24 protein-coding genes are annotated in these 23,851 nt (G+C 60.8%); 13 read left to right on the top strand and 11 right to left on the bottom strand.

Translation table 11 applies throughout. From position 1 onward, the window contains the following. Positions 1 to 139 precede the first annotated feature (139 nt). The 3 genes from EJA72_RS17120 to hemB all read left to right on the top strand — a co-directional run bounded on the left by EJA72_RS17120 (position 140) and on the right by hemB (position 3,013). Positions 140 to 847 (top strand): glutathione S-transferase family protein, encoded by a 708-nt coding sequence (locus tag EJA72_RS17120; protein WP_157712607.1) that lies wholly within the window; start codon positions 140 to 142, stop codon positions 845 to 847. Positions 848 to 868: 21 nt separating this feature from the next. Beyond that, positions 869 to 1,711: a PhzF family phenazine biosynthesis protein gene (locus EJA72_RS17115; protein ID WP_157712606.1), complete on the top strand. Its 843-nt coding sequence runs from the start codon at positions 869 to 871 to the stop codon at positions 1,709 to 1,711. Between the two features lie 327 nt (positions 1,712 to 2,038). Continuing rightward, positions 2,039 to 3,013: a porphobilinogen synthase gene (hemB, locus tag EJA72_RS17110; protein ID WP_157712605.1), complete on the top strand. Its 975-nt coding sequence runs from the start codon at positions 2,039 to 2,041 to the stop codon at positions 3,011 to 3,013. 122 nt (positions 3,014 to 3,135) lie between these two features. Here the strand turns inward: hemB and EJA72_RS17105 are convergent, their stop codons facing one another. Continuing rightward, positions 3,136 to 4,671, bottom strand: coding sequence for an FAD-dependent oxidoreductase (locus EJA72_RS17105; RefSeq protein WP_157712604.1), 1,536 nt, complete (start codon positions 4,669 to 4,671; stop codon positions 3,136 to 3,138). Between the two features lie 154 nt (positions 4,672 to 4,825). On the opposite strand from EJA72_RS17105, the gene EJA72_RS17100 reads away from it, so the two are divergent. Beyond that, entirely contained in the window at positions 4,826 to 5,911 is a 1,086-nt protein-coding gene (locus EJA72_RS17100; protein WP_157712603.1) for a DUF1615 domain-containing protein, read from the top strand. Positions 5,912 to 6,018: 107 nt separating this feature from the next. After that, entirely contained in the window at positions 6,019 to 6,642 is a 624-nt protein-coding gene (locus tag EJA72_RS17095) for a glutathione S-transferase (RefSeq protein ID WP_157712602.1), read from the top strand. A gap of 42 nt (positions 6,643 to 6,684) precedes the next feature. Here EJA72_RS17095 and EJA72_RS17090 read toward each other — a convergent pair whose 3' ends face one another. Next, positions 6,685 to 7,125, bottom strand: coding sequence for a CBS domain-containing protein (locus EJA72_RS17090; protein WP_007944798.1), 441 nt, complete (start codon positions 7,123 to 7,125; stop codon positions 6,685 to 6,687). Between the two features lie 214 nt (positions 7,126 to 7,339). On the opposite strand from EJA72_RS17090, the gene EJA72_RS17085 reads away from it, so the two are divergent. Continuing rightward, positions 7,340 to 7,498: a metallothionein gene (locus tag EJA72_RS17085; RefSeq protein ID WP_157712601.1), complete on the top strand. Its 159-nt coding sequence runs from the start codon at positions 7,340 to 7,342 to the stop codon at positions 7,496 to 7,498. 145 nt (positions 7,499 to 7,643) lie between these two features. Here the strand turns inward: EJA72_RS17085 and EJA72_RS17080 are convergent, their stop codons facing one another. After that, positions 7,644 to 7,871 (bottom strand): DUF6555 family protein, encoded by a 228-nt coding sequence (locus tag EJA72_RS17080; RefSeq protein WP_157712600.1) that lies wholly within the window; start codon positions 7,869 to 7,871, stop codon positions 7,644 to 7,646. A 146-nt stretch (positions 7,872 to 8,017) separates the two neighbouring features. Here EJA72_RS17080 and EJA72_RS17075 point away from each other — a divergent pair, with 146 nt between their 5' ends. The 3 genes from EJA72_RS17075 (at position 8,018) to EJA72_RS17065 (ending at position 10,170) form a co-directional block, all read left to right on the top strand. Then, complete coding sequence (locus EJA72_RS17075; protein WP_157712599.1) at positions 8,018 to 8,794, top strand: helix-turn-helix domain-containing protein; 777 nt, start codon at positions 8,018 to 8,020, stop codon at positions 8,792 to 8,794. A gap of 217 nt (positions 8,795 to 9,011) precedes the next feature. After that, the gene (locus tag EJA72_RS17070; RefSeq protein WP_081744004.1) at positions 9,012 to 9,185 is read left to right on the top strand and encodes a DUF1427 family protein; all 174 of its coding nucleotides are present in this window, start codon (positions 9,012 to 9,014) and stop codon (positions 9,183 to 9,185) included. 28 nt (positions 9,186 to 9,213) lie between these two features. After that, positions 9,214 to 10,170, top strand: coding sequence for a zinc-binding alcohol dehydrogenase family protein (locus EJA72_RS17065; RefSeq protein ID WP_157712598.1), 957 nt, complete (start codon positions 9,214 to 9,216; stop codon positions 10,168 to 10,170). A 21-nt stretch (positions 10,171 to 10,191) separates the two neighbouring features. On the opposite strand, the gene EJA72_RS17060 is transcribed toward EJA72_RS17065, so the two are convergent. Both EJA72_RS17060 and EJA72_RS17055 read right to left on the bottom strand, forming a co-directional pair. After that, positions 10,192 to 10,944 carry an anti-sigma factor gene (locus EJA72_RS17060; protein WP_157712597.1) on the bottom strand — a complete coding sequence of 251 codons (753 nt, stop codon included), beginning with the start codon at positions 10,942 to 10,944 and terminating at the stop codon, positions 10,192 to 10,194. Continuing rightward, the gene (locus EJA72_RS17055) at positions 10,941 to 11,447 is read right to left on the bottom strand and encodes an RNA polymerase sigma factor (protein WP_157712596.1); all 507 of its coding nucleotides are present in this window, start codon (positions 11,445 to 11,447) and stop codon (positions 10,941 to 10,943) included. The genes EJA72_RS17060 and EJA72_RS17055 overlap by 4 nt, the downstream gene beginning before the upstream one ends. Before the next feature lie 157 nt (positions 11,448 to 11,604). Between EJA72_RS17055 and EJA72_RS17050 the strand changes: the two genes are divergently transcribed. Then, entirely contained in the window at positions 11,605 to 12,690 is a 1,086-nt protein-coding gene (locus tag EJA72_RS17050) for a catalase family peroxidase (RefSeq protein WP_157712595.1), read from the top strand. Further along, on the top strand, positions 12,687 to 13,232 hold the full coding sequence (locus EJA72_RS17045; RefSeq protein WP_157712594.1) for a cytochrome b: 546 nt from the start codon (positions 12,687 to 12,689) through the stop codon (positions 13,230 to 13,232). Before EJA72_RS17050 ends, EJA72_RS17045 begins: the two co-directional genes overlap by 4 nt. Positions 13,233 to 13,284: 52 nt before the next feature. On the opposite strand, the gene EJA72_RS17040 is transcribed toward EJA72_RS17045, so the two are convergent. Beyond that, positions 13,285 to 14,436 carry a M14-type cytosolic carboxypeptidase gene (locus EJA72_RS17040; protein ID WP_157712593.1) on the bottom strand — a complete coding sequence of 384 codons (1,152 nt, stop codon included), beginning with the start codon at positions 14,434 to 14,436 and terminating at the stop codon, positions 13,285 to 13,287. A 483-nt stretch (positions 14,437 to 14,919) separates the two neighbouring features. Further along, entirely contained in the window at positions 14,920 to 15,264 is a 345-nt protein-coding gene (locus EJA72_RS17035) for a DUF6124 family protein (RefSeq protein WP_157712592.1), read from the bottom strand. A gap of 130 nt (positions 15,265 to 15,394) precedes the next feature. Here EJA72_RS17035 and EJA72_RS17030 point away from each other — a divergent pair, with 130 nt between their 5' ends. Next, the gene (locus tag EJA72_RS17030) at positions 15,395 to 16,042 is read left to right on the top strand and encodes a LexA family transcriptional regulator (protein WP_157712591.1); all 648 of its coding nucleotides are present in this window, start codon (positions 15,395 to 15,397) and stop codon (positions 16,040 to 16,042) included. A gap of 39 nt (positions 16,043 to 16,081) precedes the next feature. Here EJA72_RS17030 and EJA72_RS17025 read toward each other — a convergent pair whose 3' ends face one another. The 4 genes from EJA72_RS17025 to EJA72_RS17010 form a co-directional block, all read right to left on the bottom strand. Then, positions 16,082 to 18,031 carry an acetyl/propionyl/methylcrotonyl-CoA carboxylase subunit alpha gene (locus tag EJA72_RS17025; protein WP_157712590.1) on the bottom strand — a complete coding sequence of 650 codons (1,950 nt, stop codon included), beginning with the start codon at positions 18,029 to 18,031 and terminating at the stop codon, positions 16,082 to 16,084. Further along, complete coding sequence (locus tag EJA72_RS17020; RefSeq protein WP_157712589.1) at positions 18,031 to 18,846, bottom strand: gamma-carboxygeranoyl-CoA hydratase; 816 nt, start codon at positions 18,844 to 18,846, stop codon at positions 18,031 to 18,033. Before EJA72_RS17020 ends, EJA72_RS17025 begins: the two co-directional genes overlap by 1 nt. A gap of 127 nt (positions 18,847 to 18,973) precedes the next feature. Then, the gene (locus tag EJA72_RS17015; RefSeq protein WP_157712588.1) at positions 18,974 to 20,581 is read right to left on the bottom strand and encodes a carboxyl transferase domain-containing protein; all 1,608 of its coding nucleotides are present in this window, start codon (positions 20,579 to 20,581) and stop codon (positions 18,974 to 18,976) included. A 12-nt stretch (positions 20,582 to 20,593) separates the two neighbouring features. Beyond that, a complete protein-coding gene (locus tag EJA72_RS17010) occupies positions 20,594 to 21,757 on the bottom strand; it encodes an isovaleryl-CoA dehydrogenase (protein ID WP_157712587.1) in 1,164 nt (387 codons plus the stop codon). Between the two features lie 293 nt (positions 21,758 to 22,050). Here EJA72_RS17010 and EJA72_RS17005 point away from each other — a divergent pair, with 293 nt between their 5' ends. Next, positions 22,051 to 23,748, top strand: coding sequence for an AMP-binding protein (locus EJA72_RS17005; RefSeq protein WP_157712586.1), 1,698 nt, complete (start codon positions 22,051 to 22,053; stop codon positions 23,746 to 23,748). Positions 23,749 to 23,851: the final 103 nt, after the last annotated feature.

The following is a 23,851-nucleotide window of genomic DNA, read 5'->3' as shown; positions in this document are numbered from 1 at the left end:
CACGATACAGGTGGATACGCTGAAGAAGGCTGCAATCTTTCGATCTTGCTCATCAAGGATATTGATACCCGCAAAAGATCGCGGCCTGGAGCGGCTCCCATTATGATCGGCACTCCTTATCTCTTCGTGGATCCTTGCCATGACCGACTTGTCCGCATTCCCCATCACCCAGAAATGGCCGGCGCAGTACCCGGAGTGGATTCAACTGTATTCCCTGCCGACCCCCAACGGCGTCAAGGTCTCGATCATGCTCGAAGAGATCGGGCTGCCTTATGAACCGCATCGGGTGGGCTTCGACACCAATGACCAACTGTCCCCCGAATTCATGTCGTTGAACCCCAACAACAAGATTCCGGCCATCCTCGACCCCCACGGTCCGGGCGATCAGCCCCTGGCCTTGTTCGAGTCCGGGGCGATTCTGATCTACCTCGCGGACAAGAGCGGGCAATTGCTGGCTCAGGAATCGGCAGCGCGTTACGAGACGATCCAGTGGCTGATGTTTCAGATGGGCGGGATCGGGCCCATGTTTGGCCAGGTCGGGTTCTTCAACAAATTCGCCGGCAAGGACTACGAGGACAAACGTCCCCGTGATCGCTACGTCGATGAAAGTAAAAGGTTGTTAAAAGTTCTCGATGGACGCCTGCAAGGTCGGGACTGGATCATGGGCGAGCGTTACACCATCGCCGACATCGCGACCTTTCCGTGGGTGCGTAACCTGATCGGTTTCTATGAGGCCGGCGATTTGGTGGGCATCAGCGATTTCCCGAACGTCACGCGCGTGCTGGAGCGGTTTCTGGCGCGGCCGGCGGTGATGCGAGGCCTGGAAATCCCCAAGCAAACCACTTGATCCATCAGACCAGGGCAGGCAATGACTTCATTCGATTTCAAGCAGGTAGATGTTTTCAGCCGCATCGCGCTTAAGGGCAATCCGCTGGCGGTGGTATTCGGTGCCGATAAGCTCAGCGATGAGCGCATGGCGGCGTTTGCCACCTGGACCAACCTCAGCGAAACCACCTTCGTGCTTGAACCGCGCGATCCCCGGGCCGACTATCGGGTGCGCATCTTCACCACGCTGAACGAGTTGCCGTTCGCCGGGCACCCGACCCTGGGCACCTGTCATGCCTGGCTGGAGGCGGGTGGTGTGCCTCAGGGGGACGAGGTCATTCAGGAGTGTGGCGTCGGTCTGGTGCGGATTCGGCGACAAGGCGCGGAGTTGGCCTTTCTCGCGCCACCCTTGCTGCGGACCGGGCCCGTAGAGGCGGACGTGGTGGAGCGTGTACGCCGTGGGCTACGGCTGGAGCCGGGTGCGATCGTGCGGGCGCAATGGGTTGATAACGGTGCGGGCTGGCTGGCGGTGATGGTCGAGGACCGGCAACAGGTGTTGAACCTGCAACCGGACCATTCGCAAATGCTGGGTCTGGCCGTCGGCGTGATCGCGCCGTGGAACGTCGAACACGATGGCGATGACGCGCAGTTCGAAGTGCGGGCCTTCATCTCCGGCGATGGCATGCCGGAAGACCCGGCCACGGGCAGCCTCAACGCCGGGATCGCGCAGTGGCTGCTTGCCGAAGGAGTGGCGCCGTCTTCTTACGTGGTCAGTCAAGGCCTGACGATGGGGCGTGCCGGGCGGATCCAGGTGGAGCAGGTGGGTGATGACATCTGGATTGGCGGCGCTGTGGTCACCTGCATCAGCGGCACATTGACGCTGTAGCGCTGTAGCAGGCGTAGCAGCTGTCGAGCTTGCGAGGCTGCGTTCGGCTGCGAAGCAGTCGTAAACCCGGATTACGCGGTATGGCTGATTCACCGCACTGCCTGATTTCACGACTGCTGCGCAGCCGAACGCAGCCTCGCAAGCTCGACAGCTGCTACACCGGCCGAACGCAGCTGCTACGCCAACCTGGCGGAGCGGCTTGTCGGTGATTGTTGCCGACCCGGTAAGGGTTTGTTCCGTGCCGCAGGTTTGTACCCGACACCACACAAGGCATAAGCTTCTCGCCCTACGACTTTCGTCCCGTCTGCGTTTTTTTCAGGAAGCCCAATGTCCAGTCAGTTCCCCGAAGCACGTCCACGCCGTCTGCGCCGCAATGCGAGCCTGCGCAGCCTGTTCCAGGAAACCGAGTTCAGCCTGAACGACCTGGTCCTGCCGATTTTCGTCGAAGAGGAAATCGACGATTTCGTACCGATCAAGAGCATGCCGGGCGTGATGCGTATTCCGGAGTCGAAGCTGGCAGGCGAAATCGAGCGCTATGCCCGGGCCGGTATCAAATCGGTCATGACGTTCGGTGTGTCCCATCATCTGGACAGCAGCGGCAGCGACACCTGGAGCGACAACGGCCTGGTGTCGCGCATGTCGCGTATCGCCAAGGATGCGGTGCCGGAGATGATTGTCATGTCCGACACCTGTTTCTGTGAATACACCGACCACGGCCATTGTGGCGTGTTGCACAACCATGAAGTCGACAACGACCAGACGCTGATCAACCTGGGTAAACAGGCCGTGGCCGCCGCTCGTGCCGGGGCCGATGTGATTGCCCCTTCGGCGGCGATGGACGGGCAGGTCCAGGCGATTCGCCGGGCGCTCGACGAGGCCGGTTTCGGCCAGACCGCGATCATGGCCTATTCGACCAAGTTTGCGTCGGCGCTCTACGGCCCGTTCCGTGAAGCTGGCGGCAGTGCGCTAAAAGGCGACCGCAAAAGCTACCAGATGAACCCGATGAACCGCCGCGAAGCGGTGCGCGAGTCGCTGCTGGACGAGCAGGAAGGCGCCGATGCGCTGATGGTCAAACCGGCCGGCGCGTACCTGGACATCATCCGCGACATCCGTGAAGTGTCGCGTTTGCCGCTGTCGGCGTATCAGGTGAGCGGCGAGTACGCGATGATCAAATTCGCCGCACAGGCGGGGGCAATCGATGAGGATCGCGTGGTGCGCGAGAGCCTGGGTGCGATCAAGCGGGCAGGGGCGGACTTGATCTTCACCTACTTCGCGATGGACCTTGCCCTGGCCGGGATCTAAAACCGACGCTAACCCCCCTGTAGGAGCGAGCTTGCTCGCGATAGCGGTGTGTCAGGCAACATCAATGCTGACTGAACCACCGCTATCGCGAGCAAGCTCGCTCCTACAGAGGGGGCGTGGTCTCAGGATTTTCCGAAGAACGGCCGAATCCCGTGATCCCGGAAATACCGTTCGATCACCTTCGGATCGGAGCACGTTTCGGCAATCGCCACATACGTGTCCGGTCGTAACAGGTAAAACCCGTTACGCCCCAGTCCCGACGTTTCGAACGCGGGTCGCCAGTCAAACACGTGCAACGGCAGATGATGCTCGACGCACCAGGCAATCATTTCGTCGCTGGTGTCGCCGTACACATGAACCTGCCAGGTCGGGCATCGCAGCGATTCGAAATTGTCACCTTCGCCGTCGTGAGCCCAGGGTAAGCGATCCCCGCCGTGAACTTGCCCGGCCACACCGACGCTCAACGGCATCGAGCGATAATTCAAGGTGATCTGCGACACCGTGCGAAACAGGAAATCCCGGGTGGTCGCGAACGAGGCCATTTTGGGAATCACGAAGGGTGCCAGCCGTGTGCGCAGCACATCCGCCAAGCGACCTTCGGCGGTGGCGAACGTGAACACCCGGTCGGTGGTTGCCACCAGTTTGCGCGCAAAGGCGATGCGCTCCATTTCATAGGTATCGAGCAATGTGGCCTCGGCGGCGCCGCTCAAGACCGACGCGAGTTTCCAGGCCAGATTGATGGCATCGCCGATTCCGGTGTTCATGCCCTGGCCCCCCGCCGGGCTGTGGACATGGGCGGCGTCACCCAACAAAAAGGCGCGCCCGCTGCGGAAGTGATCCGCCACCCGATGATGCACGCGGTAGGTCGAGAACCAGTTCACCCGTTCGATCTGCACCTTCATATGCTCGATTGCCTGGCTGCTGACGTCTTCGAACTGCAGGGTTTCAGCCTGCTCCGCGCGGTCGTCGCGGACGGTGCCGATCAACCGGGCGCGACCTTCGCCCGCCAACGGAAACACCGCGAGAAAATCCGCTTCATCAAGGTCCACGTGCAGTTCGCCATTGAAAGCCGGGCCGCTGGCTTGCACATCCGCCACGTAGAAAAGCTGCTGGTAAGTGCCACCGGGAAACCCGGTGTCGAGGGTCTTGCGCACGATCGACCGGGCACCGTCGCAACCCGCGAGGTAACAGGCCTGGCAGGTTTTCTGCTGGCCATCGGGCAGGCGCAGCCGAGCGGTGATGCCGTCGCCGGTTTCCTCGAAATGTTCCAGCTCGGTGTTGCGCTCCACCCGGATGCCGAAGGCTTCAAGGCGCTCAAACAGCAGTTTTTCGTGTTCGTCTTGCGGGAATATTTCCATAAAGGAGTAGGGCGTCAGGCCCTCGCCGATGCGCGTCAATGGCAAGCGCGCCACCGGCTCGCCCTTGACCCAGAAATTGGCGGCCTCCACCCGATGGCCGTGGCGAACGATGGCGTCGCTGAGGTCGAGTTGGCGATAGAGTTCCAGGGTCCGCGCCTGGACGGCCAGCGCCCGGGAGGTGGTGCCGGACGTTGACGTCTTGTCGATAATCCGCACCTGAACCCCCAGTTTGCTCAACCACAGCGCCAGTACCAGCCCGGTGGGGCCGGCGCCGATGATCAGTACATCGCTACGGTTCATGAACCTGTCCTCCGCGGTGAGTGGAGCAAGTATGGTCGACACCGGAAAGACGACCAGGCTGCCCGCTCAATGGAAAAAGACTGCCCGCCTGCATAGCCTGCACCCTGCCATTGATCGTATGGTGACTCCGGTTCAACGGATTTGATGGAGCAACATGCAAGCCAATCGATTGATCATGAGCGTCGCTGCGCTGTTGGTTCTGGCGGGTTGCGGCACTCAGCGGCCCCAGGAAGCGCCTGCGCGCAAACCCGACGAGGTCAAGGCCGAAATCGTGCGCCTGCTGCCGGCCAAGACCGCCGATCGCCAGGGCTGGGCCACGGACATCTACGCGGCCTTTGCGGCCCAGAAAATTTCGCCGACCACCCAAAACCTGTGTTCGGTGCTGGCGGTGGCCGAGCAAGAGTCAACCTTCCAGGTGGACCCGACGGTGCCAGGCCTGGGCAAGATCGCCCGTGACGAAATCGACCGTCGAGCCGCCAAAGTGCACATTCCCGGCCTGTTGGTCAGTGCTGCGTTGCAAGTGCGTTCACCCAGCGGCAAAAGCTACAGCGACCGGTTGAATGCCGCGCGCAGCGAAAAAGAGCTCAGTGCGATCTTCGATGACTTCATCGGCATGGTGCCTATGGGGCAGACGCTGTTCGGTGGTTTCAACCCGGTGCACACCGGTGGGCCGATGCAAGTCAGCATCGAATTTGCCGAGCAACACGCCAAGGATTATCCGTACCCGGTAAGCGGCACGATCCGCCATGAAGTGTTCACGCGTCGCGGCGGCCTGTATTTCGGTATCGCCCATTTGCTCGGTTACCCGGTGAGCTACACCGAGCCGCTCTATCGGTTCGCCGACTTCAATGCCGGCTGGTACGCCAGTCGCAATGCCGCTTTCCAGAACGCAGTGAGCCGGGCGTCGGGCATTCCGCTGGCGCTGGATGGCGACCTGGTGCGCTACGACTCGATCATGCCGGGCACCACGGAATTGGCGGTGCGCACCCTTGGCAAGCAACTGGGCCTGCGTAATCCGGGCATTCACGACCAACTGGAAAAAGGCCAAAGCCTTGAGTTCGAGGACAGCCAACTCTATCGGCGGGTCTTCGAACTGGCCGAAAAGGCCGAAGGCCGCTCATTGCCTCGGGCGGTGCTGCCGGGGATCGTGCTGCAAAGCCCGAAAATCACCCGCAAGCTCACCACGGCGTGGTTTGCCAAGCGCGTCGATGAGCGCTATCAGCGGTGTATGGCGCGGTGATGGGGGCGCGGCGACGGTTCGGTCGTCGGGTGATCAGGATGGGGGTAGTTTCGGCTTCTACACTGGGTTGGCGAGGTTAATGCGGCCGTTGTCCTGAGGAAACGTTTATGTACCAGCTCTACGGACACCAGAACTCCGGGGCTGCCGCGATAGAGGCAGCGCTGGAGCTCTGCGAAATTCCTTACCGCTTCATCGACGTCAACGTGTCTCGGGAGGCGGCCCAGGCGCTTGAAAAACTCAACCCGGTCAAACAGATTCCGACGCTGCAATTGCCCGACGGCAGCATTCTGACCGAGAGTGCCGCGATCCTGATTCACCTGGGGCTGACGTTTCCAAAATCCAACCTGCTGCCCAAATTGCCCGCCGAGCGCGATCAGGTCATTCGCGGCATGGTGTACATCGTCAGCAATTGTTATGCGGCTATCGGCATTATTGATTACCCCGAGCGGTGGCTGGCCGAGGCGGATGAAACATCCCGGAAAAACCTCATCGCCGGCGCCCGCAAGCGCCTGCATTGGAGTTGGGAGGTGTTTGCCGATCAGTTTTCCGGCGAGCTGTACCTGGGGGATGAGACACCGGGGGCGCTGGACGTGCTGGCGGCGGTGATCACCCGCTGGGCCGGCAGCCGCGAGCACTTACGCAATGTTCGTCCCGGGTTTTTCGCCTGGCTTGAGCGAATCGACCGGCACCCGACGCTGGCACCGGTCTTCGCCCGGCATTGGCCGGCCTGAAGTCTTCACCCATTCCCGTTGGGATGGGGGAAGACTGATGTGTCACTCGCCGCGAATGTACTGCTCCAGCTGACGAATCAGCTCGGCCTGTTCGGCGATGGCTTCCTTGACCAGGTCACCGATCGACAGCAGGCCGATCAATTTGCCGTTCTCGACCACCGGCAGGTGGCGCAGACGTCTGTCCGACATGATGCCCAGGCAGGTGTCGACCGTTTGATGGGTGTCCACGGTGATGACCGGGGACACCATGATGTCGCGCACCGGCGTGCCGACCGAAGAACGTCCATGCAGCACCAGTTTGCGCGCGTAGTCGCGTTCGCTGATGATGCCGAGCACTTCATCATTCTCCACCACCAGCAAGGCGCCGACGTTCTTCTCGGCCATCTTCATCAGAGCTTCCAGCACCATGTGATCGGGTTTGATCTGGTGCACTTCCTGATTCTTCTGATCTTTCAACTTGAGCAGTTGGGCGACGGTTTTCATGGCGGCTTCTCAGGTGTTGTCGTTGTTCTTGAAGAATCGTAGACCCGAGCGCTGAGGGCAAGGGAGAAAGCGGCAGATAACGCTCAAAAAACGTCATTCAGCGGTTTTTCTTCACCTTTCATCGTTTTATCGAGTGGGGACGAGGCGGTATCTACACTGATATTACGGGTGCGCATCCGTAGCACCAGACGACCACACCACTGGAGTCAGACCCATGACCGACCGTATCTGCGACTGCCCGAAATGCTCGTGCAAACTGGGCGACCATCCGATCGTGCGCCACGGCAAGCACTATTGCTGCGAAGGCTGCGCCAAGCACCACGAGCATGGTGAAGAGTGTTCCAGCAAAGGCTGCAAGTGTGCCCATGGCTGAATGAACTAGCCGGCCTTTCTGTTTTTTTGTAGGAGCGAGCTTGCTCGCGATGGTCGTCAACGATAACGCGTGCTTGCTGGCTTGACGCGGTGCTCTTGAGTTCATCGCGAGCAAGCTCGCTCCTACAGTAATTAATTGCGGCGTATTAATTGGCCGGTCGCCAGGTGACATTCTCGACGCCGAATTTTTCCGCCAGCGGTTTGCTGGTCTTTTGTACCTTCTCTCGGCCAAAGCGAGGGATTCGTCCGACCCCCGCGTCGCAACTCGCCCAATGCCAGGCTTCCGCGTTGTCCATTTTGTCCAGGCGGATAATGAATGACTTGGGGACGCCATGAAGGGTGTATTCAATGACGAAAAGTTTTGCGTTGTTCATAAAGCCCGTATTCCTCCCTGTGGTAATAGAGGGATCGCGGGCGTAGAGGAAAATTCAGTTGGATTGTCGGACGGCGCTGGCCAGTGGCGGCCAGAGCGGTGGCTCGTTACCATGCAACACCTGCCCGACCCCAATGATCCTTGACCATGGCCCTTGCCGTCCCCCCCGACCTGAGTGATACCGATGTGCCGGTGCAACCACTGGCGCGCACCTACCCGCGCGGGCTGTTTATCGAGCCTCACGAGCATGTCTGGGGTCAGTTGTTGTATGCGATGAGCGGCGTGATGTGGGTTGAAACCCCGCACGAGGCGCTGGTGGTGCCACCGCAGCGGGCGGTGTGGCTGCCGCCGGGCGTGCCGCATGGGATTCGCGTGGTGTCGGACTTGCAGATGCGCAACATCTACCTTCGGCCAGCCTTGGCAACGACGCTGGACGCCACCGTTCAGGTGATCGAAGTGGGTGGTTTGCTGCGCGAGCTGATCGTGGGCCTGGTGGCGCAGGGTGACAATGGTGATGCTCAATATTACGAGGCGCTGGTCGGCCTCGCGCTGCTGGAACTTCGGCGTGCCCGGCGTTCGCTGCTGAAAATTCCGATGCCGGACGATTCCGACCGGCGCCTGATGAACCTGTGCCAGGCGGTCATGGCCGCGCCATCGCTGGCTGTTCCCTTCGAACAACACGCCGAAAACGCCGGGGCCAGCGTGCGTACTCTGGCGCGCCTGTTCAAGGACGGTTTGGGCATGGGCTTCGCCGAATGGCGGCGGCAGGTGCAATTGGCGACGGCCGCTGCGGAGTTGATCCAGGGCGTGCCGGTGAGTGCGATTGCCCGGGAGCTGGGCTATTCGCCGAGCAGCTTCAGCGACATGTTCCGTCGGGAATTGGGTGTCGCGCCTTCGCAGTTTTGCCAAAGCGAAAACTCGTAGGCGTCTGCGATTCCCTGTGGGAGCGAGCCTGCTCGCGATAGCGGTGGGTCAGTCAACATTGATGTTGAATGTAATGCCGCTATCGCGAGCAGGCTCGCTCCCACATGGATTTGTGAATGCCCGGCTAATTTGGCCGGGATTCAGAAGCGCTTGGCCGATGCCCGCTGCGATTGCCCTCTAGACTGCGTGCATCCCTTGATTGCTCACGGAGTCTGACATGAGTTACCTCATTTCCCTGGTTATCGGTCTGGGCGTCGGTTTGCTGTACGGCGCACTGGATTTTCGTTCCCCCGCGCCTCCGGCCATAGCGCTGGTTGGCCTGTTGGGCATGCTCGCTGGCGAGAAGCTCTGGCCGATGGGCCGGCAACTGGTCGCTGGCTGGATCTCCTGAGCCCTTTACTCATTCGATGGACATTCCCATGAAAGCACTGCAGTTTGACAAAACCGGCGACCTCTCGGCCTTGCGCTACGTCGAGGTGCCCACCCCCGTTGCCGGCCCCGATGAAGTTCTGGTCCAGATCAAGGCCGCCGGCCTGAACCCCAGCGATGTGAAGAACGTGCTGGGGCGCTTTCCCTACACCACCTTGCCGCGAATTCCCGGGCGTGATTTTGCCGGTGTCGTGATCGAAGGACCGCAGGCGCTGATCGGCCAGGAAGTCTGGGGCACTGGCCGTGAGCTGGGCTTTTTCGCTGACGGTTCCCATGCCCAGTTCGTCAAACTGCCGGCCAATGGCGTGGCGCTCAAGCCGACTCATCTGAGCTTCGCCCAGGCGGCCAGCCTCGGCGTGCCTTACACCACGGCGTGGGATGCATTGGAACGCAGCCTGGTGGTGGCTGGCACGCGGTTGCTGGTAATCGGCGGCGGGGCGGTTGGCAGCGCGGCACTGGCGTTGGCCAAGGTGCGCGGCGCGCAGGTACTGGCGGCGGCGCGGCGGCCAGAGCAGGTCAAGGAGCTGGAAGCTCAGGGCTATCAAACCCTGCAACTGGATAAACCCGAGGACCTGGGGGCCCAAGTGCAGGCCGTTTACACGGGCGGCGCTGACGTGATTTTCGACACCACCGGTTTCTGGCTGCCCGCCTCGGTCGCGGCGCTGGCGACATTTGGCCGTATCGCAATCATTGCCGCGCCGGTGGATGGCCTCGTGCAATTGCCGGCCCTCGCGTTGTATCGCAAGGGTGGTTCGGTGGTGGGCATCAACTCGCTGCTGTATGGCGTTCAAGCCTGTGCGGCGATGCTTGATCAGTTCGGCCGGTTTTTCGATCAGGATCTGTTGCCGTTGCCGCAGGGACTCTTTGAATCGCCGCTGGCCGATGGGCTGGCGCGTTATGCGGAAGTGAATCAGGGCGCGGGTGACAAAGTCATTCTGCTGCCGTGATCCCCTCCGCGCTGGCGAGGATCAGAACTGCGCGGTTTGCTTGAGCATCTGCGCCGCCGGGGTATCGGTCGGGCTGACCATCGCGTAGTTGTAACCGCCGCCCGACCAGTATTCGGCCTGCAATTCGCCGTCGCTGCGACTGCCCCTCGGCAGCATGAAGTTCTTTGGCCCCGGCGGGCGCACGTAAAAGCTGATCTTGTGCCCGCTCTGATCCTCATACACCACCATCGCCGCCGGACCTTGCTCAGTGCTGAGCAGGCGTCCGCTGGCCGGTTTGAAACCGGCGCCCGAGAGGTCAGGCAAGCGGTTGGCCTGGGTGAAGTAACGGTCGAGCCAGGCCTGCATATCGCCGTCGTCTCTGACCTTGTAGTCAGCCGGCAGAATGCCCTGCTGGGCAAACAACCGGTACGCCTGCAGGGCGTCGGCCATTGGCTGCTGGGCACTGATGAACGTCATTTCCCGCGCCTGCCAACCGCTGAAACCGCCGACGCTGACGGCCATCAGCAACACCGCGGCACTGGCCAGATGACGGCGAGACTGGCGTTTCAGGCGTTGTCGAATCAGCGCCGGGTCGAGGTCGGGATTGGCCGGTTGCTGCAAAGCGCCGCTCAGGGCCGCACGCAGTTGCTGGGCATCTTGCTGCCAGGCGCGCACCTGTGCGGCGACGGGCGCATGGGTGGCCAGATAAGTGTCCACCAGACGTCGGTCGTCATCGCTCAGTTGATGGTCGACGTAGGCGTGCAGGTCACGCTCGCTTGGGGGCATGCTGATCATTTGAGTATCCGCAGGGAAGGGCTGACGATTTCGCCGTCGCTGAGTTGGCGCAAGGCCTGGCGGGCGCGGGACAGGCGCGACATCACGGTACCGGTCGGGACACCGAGAATCTCGGCGACTTCTTTATAACTCAAGCCTTCCACCGACACCCACAGCAGCAACGCGCGCTGTTCGGTGGTGAGTTGATCGAAAGCCTTGAGGGTCGATTGGGCGATCACGGTGCGTTCCACCGACGGCTGCGCATCGTCGCGCCCGGTGAAGAATTCGAGCATCCGTGCGTAACGCCGCGAGCGCCGGTGAGCATCGAGAAACTGGCGATACAGAATCGAGAACAGCCAGGCGCGCAGGTCGCCCTCGGGACGTTTATCGTTCCAACGCGACAGCGCGCGCTCAAGGCACGACTGCACCAGATCGTCGGCGCTGCTGGGATTGCGCGTCAACGACACGGCAAACCGGCGCAATCTGGGAATGATTTCACTCAGTTGTTCGTCGATATCATTCATGAATTTCTGGCTAGTCACTACGCTGGGACTAGGAAGACGCCCGGTATCCGAGGTTATTCCACACCTGAAAAAATAAATACCGCGCGATGGAATAAACCCTCGTGGGGTTCGTCTGCTTGATCCTTCTCACTTGTGGCCGATGGCCCTGGAGTCTTTCATGGTAGATCGCTCATCACCGCCCACCCGGCCCCCCTTGAGTGCCGCGAGCCTGACGTTGCGCCTGGCCGGCATCGCCGTGGTGGTCGCCGCCGTGGCCGGGGCTTTTGCCTACGTCAATGGCACCTTCGACCCACAGCGCCTGACGCCTAAAAAGCTGATCAATGTGCTGGAGACCAATAACGGCGTGCACCCCGGATTCCGCCGTAACCACTCCAAGGGCGTGTGTGTGATCGGGCATTTCGAAAGCAGTGGCGAGGCGCGCAGCTACTCCACGGCTCAGGTGTTCAACGAAGCCCGGACCCCGGTGGTGGGGCGGTTCGCCTTGCCGGCCGGTAACCCTTATGCGCCGGACAGCGCCGTGCCGATTCGCAGCCTGGCGTTGCGTTTCACCCAGGCCAACGGTCAGCAATGGCGCACCGGGATGAACAGCATGCCAGTGTTCCCGGTAGGTACGCCCGAGGCGTTCTACCAGTTGCAACAAGCGCAGTCGCCAGACCCGGCCACCGGCAAGCCAAACCCGGCTGCCGTGCCGGCGTTCTTTGGCTCGCATCCTGAGGCCGCGCCGTTCCTGGCCTGGATCAAGACCGCCAAGCCATCGGCCAGCTATGTGACGGAAACCTACAACAGCGTCAACGCGTTCTACCTGGTCAATGCCGCCGGGCAACGCCAGGCCGTGCGCTGGAGCATGACCCCGGTGGCCCAGGACGCGGCAGGTGCCACGGCGCCGGAGGGTACGGACTTCCTTGAGAAAGACCTGGTGCAGCGTATCTCTGCGGGACCGCTGCGCTGGCAGCTGAACATCACGCTGGCCAACCCGGGCGATCCGGTCAACGACGCCAGCAAGGCCTGGCCCGAGGGGCGCAAAGTGTTGAATGCCGGCACTCTGGTCCTCGAAAGCACGCAGCCGCAACTCAATGGCGAATGCCGGGACATCAACTACGATCCGCTGGTTTTGCCGAGTGGGATCGAAGGTTCCGACGACCCGTTGCTCGCCGCTCGCTCAGCGGGTTACGCCAGTTCCTACTTGCGCCGCACCAGCGAAGTCAGCCAGTTGCCAGCCGCTAAACAGGAGGCTCAACAATGAGCACTCAACCGAACCACTTCGCGCCCTTGGCGCGACTGCTGCACTGGCTGATGGCGCTGATGATCATTGCCATGTTGTTCATTGGCGCGGGCATGGTTGCCTCGGTGTCAGAGCGTCATGAGTGGCTGATCCATCTGCACAAACCCTTGGGCATCGCCATTCTGTTGCTGGTGATCGTGCGCCTGGGCGTGCGCTTTTCCACGCAACAGCCACCGCTGCCGGCGGACCTGCCGGGTTGGCAAGTGCTCGCGGCCAAGGCTTCGCATGTGCTGCTGTACGTGTTGATGTTTGTGTTGCCGATTATTGGTTGGGCGATGATTTCGGCGGCGGGCGACCCGGTAATGCTCAGCAGTTCGTTGCAGTTGCCGTCGATCCTGCCGGCCAATGCGCAGGTGTTCGCGTTCCTGCGCAAGGCTCACGGGTATTTGGCGTATTTACTGTTTTTGACGGTATTGCTGCATCTGGCGGCGGCGTTGTTTCATGGCTGGGTGCGTCGTGATGACGTACTGGACAGCATGCTTCGGGGCAAGGATCGCGGCTGATCCTCCTTTGCCGCTGGCGCAGGCTGCGCCAGCGGCTAGGAAGGCCGAGCAGTCAGCGCACGGTGTCGATCATCTCGGCAATAGTGGTCAGCACGTCCTTGCCCAACTGTTTCGACCGCTTGCCCGACCAGCCGGTCAGCGCGTTCGGGGCGTCGTTGTTGTCCTTGAACGGCATCTCCAGCGTCAGCGACAGGCAGTCGAATTTCTCGCCGATGCTGTTGCAGGCCAGGGTCATGTTGGCCTTGCCCGGCTCGTCGCGGGTGTAGCCGTGCTTGGTCTGGAAGTCCTTGGTCAGGTGCTTCAAGTGGCTGCGGAAATGCTCTTCGAGTTTTTCGATCCGCGGCGTGTAGCCGGGGTTGCCTTCGCAACCGGCGGTGAACACGTAAGGGATTTCTTCATCGCCGTGGATGTCGAGGAACAGATCGACACCGTACTTTTCCATCTGCTGTTGTACGAAAAAGACTTCCGGGGTGAGTTCCTGGCTGGCGCTCTGCCAGGCTCGATTGAGGTCCTGGCCCATGGCGTTGGTGCGCAGGTGACCATGGAAGGCGCCGTCCGGGTTCATGTTCGGCACCAGGTACAGGTCGGCACTGGCCAGCAATTTGTTCAGTACGGGATCATCGTGCTTTTCCAGACGTTCGATGACGCCTTCCATGAACCACTCGGCCATGTGCTCGCCGGGGTGCTGCTGGGCAATGAGCCAAACCTTGCGCTGACCTTCGGCGCCGGTGCCTTTGCGCAACAATTGGATGTCTCGGCCTTCCACGCTTTTGCCGGTGGCCAGCAATTCGGTGCCGGCCTTGGACAGTGCCTGCTCGATCAACCAGTCGTGACGGCCTCGGCTATAAGGTTCGAAATAGGCAAACCAGGCGTGGGTGGCAGTGGCTTCAAGACTGAAGCGCAGGCAATCGCCTTCGAAAATGGTCGGCACCCGGAACCAGTTGACGTGGTCGTAGGACGCCACGGCCTGATAGCCGTCCCAGGCCTTGTTGTAGGAAGACTTGCTGGCATTGTTCAGCCGGAACCAGTGCTCCTGACCGACGTGCAGACCGCTGGCCTTGAAGTGAAACCACTGAAAGTGCGGGCTGCGAGTGTCCGGCTTGATGGCCAGCAGCGCTTGCAACGGGTTGCTGATGTCCAGCACTTCAATGTTGCCGCTGTCGAAGTTTGCACTGATGTCGAAAGAAGATTTGGCCACGCTCATAGTCGATTCCTGAATATGATTTTTATGGCTGCTACTTTACACGCTGAGGAGGGAAAACCGAGGGAAATTGCGGGGTGTAGCGGGGGGCGTCGTCCTTGACGCCGGCGCAGCTTAGAGACTGTGCGATTGATTCTCAAGTGCTATTTTTCATTCGTTTTACCCAAGGTCCGCGGGCTTCTCTTGCCAACCGATATTCTTTTGATATTATCCGCGCCATCGAATTTGCAGCACCCAAAGACTTCATTAGCCTGAAGGTAAAGCCAGAATAACTGGCAAAAAAAAGACCCGGCAAAAAGCCGGGTCAAAAACCGTGATTAGCCTGATGAGGAGAGAGTCCAGGAGACCGACCTAAGGTCACTCGGACAATCGACTGATCTCGCGACCAGCTGCATGCAATAATAATCATTCTCGTTTGCAAGTCAAACGTTTTTATCTGCGCGATTGGAAAATTCTTTCCCGCGCTCCCAAACGTCCTGTCTCATTTCAGCTGTTGCGATCGCCATCCAGGGATCGGTCTAATAGCGCCTTCGCCATATCGATCATGTGCACGGTCGAAAACGCCAGGTCCCTGTTTGCACCTTGCAGGTGATTGGCCGATTCGAATGCCGTGGCGGCCGCACAGCGCAACAGGTCCGTGGCGTGGACCAGCGCTTCCTCGCTGCTGATATTACGATTCACAGCAAAAAAACGTTCTTCTTCGACCACCACTTCGGACACTGCCGGTTTCAAGTAATAGTCCAATGCCCGTTGGGCTGCCGCAGAGCCGGCAGGCGAGGTGAGGGAGGTGTCGATTTGGATGTCCGGCAGGTCGTTGCTGGGGATGTTCATGTCGATGGCAAGCTCCGTGAGAGATTCAGATCCGTGAACCAATCCTAGTACTTACTGTATTTGTGACGAGAATTTAAATACTACAAGTTGTGTTTTGAAAGGCCGGAGGCGCCCACGTATCGTGCTGCACATGGATAAATGGATTGAATTGGTCAAGGCCAAGATGAGTGAACTCAAAGTCACTCAAGAGATACTTGCCGAGCGTGTAGGGATGTCCCAGGGCGGCATTGGTCACTGGCTGACTAAACGCCGTCAACCCAGCATCGAAGACATGAATCGTGTGTTGCAGGCGCTGGGCATGGACTATCTGGAAGTGGCCATGGTGATCAGGGAACCTCTACTCCTGCAGGACGACGGGATTTCCCTGACGGAAAAGTACAACCCGTACTTTCGGTACCCGGTCAGCGACTGGCGAGAACCCGCAGAGGTGCGTGACGGCGAGCATCCGGTCTACGGCAAGCCCCGTTTCGAGCTGACCGATTACCACGCTCGGGGCAAGGCGTTCTGGCTGGTGGTGGCGGGCGATGCGATGACGGCGCCGAGTGGCGTGAGCATCGCCGAGGACATGTTGATCCTTGTCGACCCGGATGTGGAAGCAGTGCCCGGCAAGCTGGTGATCGCCCAGTGGCCGGACAGCACCGAAGCGACGTTTCGCAAACTGATCGAAGAGGGCGGGCAGCGTTACCTGGTCCCGCTCAATCCGACATATCCGAAAGTCCTTTACACCGAAGTATGCCGAATCATCGGTGTAGTGGTTCAGGCAACCGCCAAATTCTAATCAGATCGGTCCTCGCAACGCGTAGGACCGATCTTCATTTCAGGCTTCTTCCAACTCGACCAGCGCACTGCCTTCGCTGACCATCTCGCCTTCCTGGCAGTACAGCGCCTTGATCACACCGGCGTGGGGCGCGCGGATGCTGTGTTCCATTTTCATCGCTTCCAGCACCACCAGTTGCGCGCCTGACTCGACTGTTTGCCCGGCCTCCACCAGCACCCGGACGATGCTGCCGTTCATGGGGGCAGTCAGCCCGCCTTGATGGCTGTGGCTGGCTTCAACGGCGCTGATCGGATCGTAGGATTCGATTCGGCGCAGCTCACCTTCCCATTGCAGGTACACAACGCCGTCACGGCGGATTGCCCGATGCTGGCGGCGCACGCCGTTGTGTTCTGTCAGCAGCTGTTCGCCCTTGAGTTGCGCGGTGCGCAGGTTGCCCAGGGTCAGTGCCCGATCCTGGCCTTCGCAACTCAGGTGCAGGGTGATTTCCTTTGGCAGCCCGGCGCGGAAACCGTTGCTGATCCCCCACGGTGAACTCAGGTCGTCGGCACGTGGCGATCCCGATTGGCTCTGGGCAAACGCCTGCGCGGCGGACTGCCAGAATTCGTCACTGAGTGGCGAAGGCTCTGGAAGCAGTTGCTCCTGATAACGGGGAATAAATCCGGTATCCAGTTCTGCCGCTGCAAAGGCAGGATGGCCGATGATACGGCGCAGGAAATTGATGTTGGTCTTGAGCCCGCCAATCGCAAATTCGTCCAGCATGCTCAACAGCCGCAAACGCGCCTGTTCACGGTCCTCGCCCCAGGCAATCAGTTTGCCGAGCATCGGGTCGTAGAAGGGCGAGATCTCATCGCCTTCTTCCACGCCGCTGTCGACACGACGCCCTGGCCCTTCGGCGGATTCGCGATATAGCTCCAAGCGCCCGGTCGCCGGCAGGAAATCATTGGCCGGGTCTTCGGCGTACAGCCGCACTTCAATGGCATGACCGATCAGCGGCACCTCGGCCTGGGTCATCGGCAGCGCCTCACCGCGCGCCACGCGAATCTGCCAGGCCACCAGGTCGAGACCGGTGATGGCTTCGGTGACCGGGTGTTCGACTTGCAGGCGCGTGTTCATCTCCATGAAGAAGAACTCGCCGCGCGCATCCAGCAAGAATTCCACGGTGCCGGCACCGACATAACCGATGGCCTGCGCCGAACGCACAGCGGCCTCGCCCATGGCGCGACGCAGTTCCGGGCTCAAGCCTGGCGCGGGTGCTTCTTCGACGACTTTCTGGTGCCGACGCTGGATCGAGCAATCACGCTCATTCAGGTAGAGGCAGTTGCCATGCTGGTCGGCGAAGACCTGAATCTCGACGTGGCGCGGTTTCAGCAGGTATTTTTCCACCAGCATCCGCGAATCGCCGAACGACGATTTTGCTTCGCGCTGGGCGGACGCCAGGGCTTCGGCCAGTTGGCTGACTTCTTCGACCACTTTCATGCCTTTGCCGCCGCCACCCGCTGTGGCCTTGAGCAGCACGGGGTAGCCGATGCGTTCGCAGGCATCACGGAAGGTGTCGAGGTCTTGAGCTTCGCCGTGGTAGCCGGGCACCAATGGGACGCCGGCGGTTTCCATCAGTGCCTTGGCCGCGGACTTGCTGCCCATGGCGTCGATGGCCGAGGCGGGCGGACCGAGGAAGATCAGGCCGGCGGCTTCGATGGCGCGCGCGAACCCGGCGTTCTCCGACAGAAAACCATAACCCGGGTGAATCGCCTGAGCGCCGCTGGCCTTGGCCGCCGCGATCAGTTTGTCGATTTGCAGGTAACTGTCGGCGGCTTTGCTGCCACCGAGGTCGACGCGGATATCGGCTTCGCGGCTGTGCCGGGCTTCACGGTCCGTGGCACTGTGCACGGCCACGGTGGTCAGGCCCAGGGCCTTGGCGGTGCGCATGACCCGGCAAGCGATTTCGCCCCGGTTGGCCACCAGCAGGGAGGTAATAACAGGGGCGCTCATCAATGCGGCTCCTTGGTGGTGATTTCGGCTTGCCAGCTCGGTGGACGTTTTTGCAGAAAGGCGCGCAAGCCTTCCTGACCTTCGGGACTGACGCGGATTCGCGCGATGGCATTTTCGGTGTAGCGCCGCAGGGCCGGGGTCAGCGCGCCGTTGCCGACTTCACGCAGCAAGTCTTTACTGACACGCATGGCTGCCGGGCTGTTGAGCAACAGGTTGTCGACCCACTGCGCGACTTTTTGCTCCAGCTCACTGGCGGGATAACTGTCGGACAACAAGCCGATCTCGCGAGCCCGCTGTCCACCGAATCGCTCCGCAGTCAGGGCATAACGGCGTGCCGCACGTTCGCCGATGGCTTGCACCACAAACGGACTGATCACGGCCGGCGCCAGGCCGATACGCACTTCCGACAGACAGAACTGCGCGTCATCGGCACCAATCGCCATGTCGCAGCAACTGATCAGGCCGAGCGCGCCGCCGAACGCGGCGCCTTGCACCACGGCCAGGGTCGGGATTTTCAGCTTGGAGAGGTTGTACATCAACTCCGCCAGTTCCCGGGCGTCGTCGAGGTTGGTCTGGTAGTCGAGTTCGGCTGATTGCTGCATCCACGCCAGGTCGGCACCGGCGCTGAAATGCTTGCCGCGACCGCGCACCAACAGAAACCTCAGGCTGGTATCGGCCGCCACTTTGTCCAGTGCCAGGATCAGCTCGCGGATCATCTCGGCGTTGAACGCGTTGTTTTTTTCTTCACGGCTGAGCCACAGGGTCGCAAAACCCCGTGGGTCGGTCAGCAGTTCGAGGGTGTTGAAATCGTTCATTTTCGTCCGTTCTCCACGGTACTTGTAGGAGCGAGGCTTGCGCGCGATGGACTGAAGGGCGGCGCATTTAACCGGAAAGCGCGCGTCATCGTTAACGTCCATCGCGAGCAAGCTCGCTCCTACAAAATCACATCCGGAACACGCCGAAGCGGCTCTGTTCGATTGGCGCGTTCAACGACGCGGACAAGGCCAGGGCCAGCACATCGCGGGTCTGCGCCGGGTCGATGACGCCGTCGTCCCACAGCCGTGCGCTGGAGTAGTAAGGGTGGCCCTGTTCTTCGTATTGATCGAGGATCGGTTGTTTGATCTCGGCTTCCTGCTCGGCGCTGAACCCCTGGCCGCTGCGTTCAGCCTGCTCGCGCTTGACCTGCACCAGCACGCCCGCTGCTTGCTCGGCGCCCATCACGCCGATGCGTGCGTTCGGCCACATCCACAGGAAACGCGGATCGTAAGCCCGCCCGCACATGCCGTAGTTACCGGCCCCGAAACTGCCGCCGATGATCACGGTGAATTTCGGCACCTTGGCGCAGGCCACCGCGGTGACGAGTTTCGCGCCGTGCTTGGCGATGCCGCCGGCTTCGTACTTCTGGCCGACCATGAAACCGGTGATGTTCTGCAGAAACAGCAAGGGAATGCCGCGCTGACAAGCGAGCTCAATAAAGTGCGCGCCTTTCTGCGCCGCCTCGGCGAACAGGATGCCGTTGTTGGCGAGGATCGCAATCGGGTAACCGTGCAAGTGCGCGAAACCGCAGACCAGGGTGGTGCCGAACAGCGCCTTGAATTCATCGAACACTGAGCCGTCGACCAGACGGGAAATAACTTCGCGCACGTCGAACGGCTGCTTGGCGTCGGCCGACACCACGCCGTACAACTCATCGCTGGCGTACAGCGGAGCGATCGGCGCGCGTTGTTGCAGTTCGCCCAATTTGCGCCAGTTGAGGTTGGCGACGCTGCGTCGGGCAATGGCCAGCGCGTGTTCGTCGCTTTCGGCGTAATGGTCGGCAACGCCGGAAATCTTGCAGTGCACATCGGCCCCGCCAAGGTCTTCGGCGCTGACCACTTCACCGGTCGCGGCTTTCACCAGCGGTGGGCCGGCGAGAAAAATCGTGGCTTGCTGGCGAACCATGATCGCTTCGTCGGCCATCGCGGGTACGTAAGCGCCACCAGCGGTGCAGGAACCCATCACCACCGCGATCTGCGGGATGCCCATGGCGCTCATGTTGGCCTGGTTGAAGAAGATCCGGCCGAAATGCTCGCGGTCCGGAAACACTTCGTCCTGACGCGGCAGGTTGGCGCCGCCGGAGTCCACCAGGTAAATGCACGGCAGGCGATTCTGCTGGGCGATGGTCTGGGCGCGCAGGTGTTTCTTCACGGTCAGCGGGTAATACGAGCCGCCTTTAACGGTGGCGTCGTTGGCAACGATCATGCACTCGACGCCCTCCACGCGGCCGATCCCGGCAATGACGCCCGCAGCGGGAACGTCTTCACCGTAGACCGCGTAGGCCGCCAGCTGGCTGATTTCCAGAAATGGCGAACCTGGATCGAGCAGCCGATTGATCCGCTCGCGAGGCAACAATTTACCCCGCGAAGTGTGGCGTTCTTGCGCCTTCGGACCGCCACCTTGCGCCACTTGGGCGAGCAGGGTGTGCAGGGCGTCGACCTGTTTGAGCATCGCCGCGCTATTAGCCGCGAACTCCGCTGAACGGGGGTTGAGCTGGGTATGCAGGATAGCCATGGACAGCTCCGTTTAGCGGGTTTCGTTGAACAGTTCGCGACCGATCAGCATGCGACGGATCTCACTGGTGCCGGCACCGATTTCGTACAGCTTGGCGTCACGCAGCAGACGACCCGCCGGGAATTCGTTGATGTAGCCGTTACCGCCGAGGATCTGGATCGCATCCAGGGCCATTTGCGTGGCACGTTCAGCGCTGTAGAGGATCACGCCGGCCGCGTCCTTGCGCGTGGTTTCGCCGCGTTCGCAGGCCTGGGCCACCGCATACAGGTAGGCGCGGCTGGCGTTGAGCTGGGTGTACATGTCGGCGACTTTGCCCTGGATCAGCTGGAATTCGCCGATGCTTTGGCCGAATTGCTTGCGGTCGTGAATGTACGGCACGATCAGGTCCATGCAGGCCTGCATGATGCCGGTCGGGCCGCCGGACAGGACAACGCGCTCGTAATCGAGGCCGCTCATCAACACTTTCACACCGCCGTTGAGTGCGCCGAGGATATTTTCCTCCGGCACTTCGACGTCATCGAAGAACAGCTCGCAGGTGTTGGAGCCGCGCATGCCGAGCTTGTCGAACTTGTTGCTGCGGCTGAAGCCTTTCCAGTCGCGCTCGACGATGAAGGCGGTGATGCCGTGCGGGCCTTTTTCCAGGTCGGTCTTGGCGTAGATCACGTAGGTGTTGGCGTCAGGGCCGTTGGTGATCCAGGTTTTGCTGCCGTTGAGGACGTAGTGATCGCCGCGTTTGTCGGCACGTAGTTTCATCGACACCACGTCGGAACCGGCATTCGGTTCGCTCATGGCCAGGGCGCCGATGTGCTCGCCGCTGATCAGCTTCGGCAGGTACTTGGTTTTCTGTTCGTGATTGCCGTTGCGGTTGATCTGGTTGACGCAAAGGTTGGAGTGGGCGCCGTAGGACAGTGCCACCGACGCCGAGCCACGGCTGATTTCTTCCATGACCACCACGTGCGCCAGGTAACCCAGGCCCGCACCGCCGTACTCTTCCGGAACGGTTACGCCGAGCAGGCCCATGTCGCCGAATTTGCGCCACAGGTCGGCCGGGAACAGGTTGTCGATGTCGATCTGAGCGGCGCGGGGAGCGATCTCCTTGGCGACGAAGGACTGAACCTGATCGCGCAGCATGTCGATGGTTTCACCGAGGGCAAAGTTCAGGGATGGGTAGCTCATGGGTCACCTTTTGGCTTTTTTGTAGGGCGGGGAGGGCAGTGATTCGGCTCTCACCTTTACGTTAACGTAAGCCTGTGACGAATGGCTGTCAATCACCCTTTACGTTAACGTCAACTTGAGCGAGAGTAGAGGCAGCTCTTACAGACTTGCGACGGTCACCTGTGGGAGCGAGCTTGCTCGCGATTGCGCCTGAACTGTCGACATTGATGTTGAATGTACTGGCCCCTTCGCGAGCAAGCTCGGCTCCTACAATGAGCGTCGGCAGCCCATCAATAAAGACAATAGGGGTCGTCATGGATCAACCCAGTGCAAGCACGCAGCGCAGCTATACCCGTGGTACTCAGGACAAAGCCTTGTTGGCGATGACCATCGGTCAGGCATTCAACAACACGGCGGCGCAATACCCGAACGGCGAGGCGCTGGTCGTGCGTCATCAACAGCTGCGCTACACGTGGCAGCAACTGTCCGAGGCGGTGGATCTGCATGCCAGAGCGCTGCTCGCATTGGGCTTGCAGACAGGCGACAGGCTGGGTGTCTGGGCTCCAAATTGCGCCCAGTGGTGCATCAGCCAGTTCGCCAGTGCGAAGATCGGCGTGATCCTGGTCAACATCAATCCGGCTTATCGCAGCTCCGAGCTTGAGTACGCGTTGAAGCAATCCGGTTGCCAATGGCTGGTCTGCGCGGGTGCATTCAAGACGTCCAACTATCACGCCATGGTGCAAGGCCTGTTGCCGGAACTGGCGGAGCAATCCATCGGGCAGCTGCAGAGTGAGCGCCTGCCGGAATTGCGCGGCGTCATCAGCCTTGATGCGCAGCCGCCATCGGGTTTTCTGCCGTGGTCGCAACTGACCGACCTGGCCGCCAGCGTCACAGCCGGGCAATTGCGTGAGCGCGAGGACAGCCTGCACTTCGATCAGCCGGTCAACATCCAGTACACCTCCGGCACCACGGGGTTCCCCAAGGGCGCGACCCTCAGTCACTACAATATTCTCAACAACGGCTACATGGTGGGCGAAAGCCTCGGGCTGACGGCCAATGATCGTCTGGTGATTCCGGTCCCGCTGTATCACTGCTTCGGCATGGTCATGGGCAACCTGGGTTGCATCACTCACGGCAGCACCATGATTTACCCCAACGATGCCTTCGATCCATTGCTCACCCTGACGACGGTCGCCGAAGAAAAAGCCACCGCGCTCTACGGCGTGCCGACCATGTTCATCGCCATGCTCGATCAGCCAAAACTGGCGGAGTTCGATCTGTCGAGCCTGCGCACTGGGATCATGGCCGGGGCGACCTGCCCGATTGAAGTGATGCGCCGGGTTATCAGCGAAATGCACATGAGCGAAGTGCAGATTGCCTACGGCATGACGGAAACCAGCCCTGTGTCGTTGCAGACCGGTCCGTCAGATGAGCTGGAATTGCGAGTGACCACGGTGGGCCGGACCCAGCCGCAGCTGGAAAGCAAAATCATCGACGAGGCAGGCAATCTGGTGCCGCGCGGCACCATCGGCGAACTCTGCACTCGCGGGTACAGCGTGATGCTCGGTTACTGGAAAAACCCGCAAGGTACCGCCGAAGCCATCGATCAGGCGGGCTGGATGCACACCGGTGATCTGGCGAGCATGAATGACGAAGGCTACGTGTGCATTGCCGGACGCAACAAGGACATGATCATCCGCGGTGGCGAGAATATTTACCCGCGGGAGCTGGAAGAGTTCTTCTTCACCCACCCGGCCGTGGCGGATGTGCAAGTGATCGGCATTCCGTGTTCGCGCTATGGCGAGGAGATCGTCGCCTGGATCAAGTTCCACCCGGGTCACAGCGCCACCGAACAGGAATTGCAAGCCTGGTGCAAGGAGCGCATCGCGCACTTCAAGACACCGCGTTACTTCAAGTTCGTGGATGAGTTTCCGATGACGGTGACCGGCAAGATCCAGAAATTCCGGATGCGCGAGATCAGTATCGAGGAGTTGCGTATCAGCCAAGCCTGACACAATCCCTTGTAGGAGCGAGCTTGCTCGCGATGACGGTAGGCCAGTCGACTTCTGTGTTGAATGTTTTACCGCCATCGCGAGCAAGCTCGCTCCTACAGGG

It is taken from the genome of Pseudomonas sp. PB120, assembly GCF_009761815.1.
Classification (GTDB): domain Bacteria; phylum Pseudomonadota; class Gammaproteobacteria; order Pseudomonadales; family Pseudomonadaceae; genus Aquipseudomonas.
This window is presented reverse-complemented; position numbering and strand designations above follow the sequence as displayed.

What these genes read in the sequence shown, in the direction of transcription:
- EJA72_RS17120 (WP_157712607.1), top strand. Translation starts at nt 140, where the DNA reads ATGACCGACTTGTCCGCATTCCCCATCACCCAGAAATGGCCGGCGCAG.
- EJA72_RS17115 (WP_157712606.1), top strand. Translation starts at nt 869, where the DNA reads ATGACTTCATTCGATTTCAAGCAGGTAGATGTTTTCAGCCGCATCGCG.
- hemB (WP_157712605.1), top strand. Translation starts at nt 2,039, where the DNA reads ATGTCCAGTCAGTTCCCCGAAGCACGTCCACGCCGTCTGCGCCGCAAT.
- EJA72_RS17105 (WP_157712604.1), bottom strand. Translation starts at nt 4,671, where the DNA reads ATGAACCGTAGCGATGTACTGATCATCGGCGCCGGCCCCACCGGGCTG.
- EJA72_RS17100 (WP_157712603.1), top strand. Translation starts at nt 4,826, where the DNA reads ATGCAAGCCAATCGATTGATCATGAGCGTCGCTGCGCTGTTGGTTCTG.
- EJA72_RS17095 (WP_157712602.1), top strand. Translation starts at nt 6,019, where the DNA reads ATGTACCAGCTCTACGGACACCAGAACTCCGGGGCTGCCGCGATAGAG.
- EJA72_RS17090 (WP_007944798.1), bottom strand. Translation starts at nt 7,125, where the DNA reads ATGAAAACCGTCGCCCAACTGCTCAAGTTGAAAGATCAGAAGAATCAG.
- EJA72_RS17085 (WP_157712601.1), top strand. Translation starts at nt 7,340, where the DNA reads ATGACCGACCGTATCTGCGACTGCCCGAAATGCTCGTGCAAACTGGGC.
- EJA72_RS17080 (WP_157712600.1), bottom strand. Translation starts at nt 7,871, where the DNA reads ATGAACAACGCAAAACTTTTCGTCATTGAATACACCCTTCATGGCGTC.
- EJA72_RS17075 (WP_157712599.1), top strand. Translation starts at nt 8,018, where the DNA reads ATGGCCCTTGCCGTCCCCCCCGACCTGAGTGATACCGATGTGCCGGTG.
- EJA72_RS17070 (WP_081744004.1), top strand. Translation starts at nt 9,012, where the DNA reads ATGAGTTACCTCATTTCCCTGGTTATCGGTCTGGGCGTCGGTTTGCTG.
- EJA72_RS17065 (WP_157712598.1), top strand. Translation starts at nt 9,214, where the DNA reads ATGAAAGCACTGCAGTTTGACAAAACCGGCGACCTCTCGGCCTTGCGC.
- EJA72_RS17060 (WP_157712597.1), bottom strand. Translation starts at nt 10,944, where the DNA reads ATGATCAGCATGCCCCCAAGCGAGCGTGACCTGCACGCCTACGTCGAC.
- EJA72_RS17055 (WP_157712596.1), bottom strand. Translation starts at nt 11,447, where the DNA reads ATGAATGATATCGACGAACAACTGAGTGAAATCATTCCCAGATTGCGC.
- EJA72_RS17050 (WP_157712595.1), top strand. Translation starts at nt 11,605, where the DNA reads ATGGTAGATCGCTCATCACCGCCCACCCGGCCCCCCTTGAGTGCCGCG.
- EJA72_RS17045 (WP_157712594.1), top strand. Translation starts at nt 12,687, where the DNA reads ATGAGCACTCAACCGAACCACTTCGCGCCCTTGGCGCGACTGCTGCAC.
- EJA72_RS17040 (WP_157712593.1), bottom strand. Translation starts at nt 14,436, where the DNA reads ATGAGCGTGGCCAAATCTTCTTTCGACATCAGTGCAAACTTCGACAGC.
- EJA72_RS17035 (WP_157712592.1), bottom strand. Translation starts at nt 15,264, where the DNA reads ATGAACATCCCCAGCAACGACCTGCCGGACATCCAAATCGACACCTCC.
- EJA72_RS17030 (WP_157712591.1), top strand. Translation starts at nt 15,395, where the DNA reads ATGGATAAATGGATTGAATTGGTCAAGGCCAAGATGAGTGAACTCAAA.
- EJA72_RS17025 (WP_157712590.1), bottom strand. Translation starts at nt 18,031, where the DNA reads ATGAGCGCCCCTGTTATTACCTCCCTGCTGGTGGCCAACCGGGGCGAA.
- EJA72_RS17020 (WP_157712589.1), bottom strand. Translation starts at nt 18,846, where the DNA reads ATGAACGATTTCAACACCCTCGAACTGCTGACCGACCCACGGGGTTTT.
- EJA72_RS17015 (WP_157712588.1), bottom strand. Translation starts at nt 20,581, where the DNA reads ATGGCTATCCTGCATACCCAGCTCAACCCCCGTTCAGCGGAGTTCGCG.
- EJA72_RS17010 (WP_157712587.1), bottom strand. Translation starts at nt 21,757, where the DNA reads ATGAGCTACCCATCCCTGAACTTTGCCCTCGGTGAAACCATCGACATG.
- EJA72_RS17005 (WP_157712586.1), top strand. Translation starts at nt 22,051, where the DNA reads ATGGATCAACCCAGTGCAAGCACGCAGCGCAGCTATACCCGTGGTACT.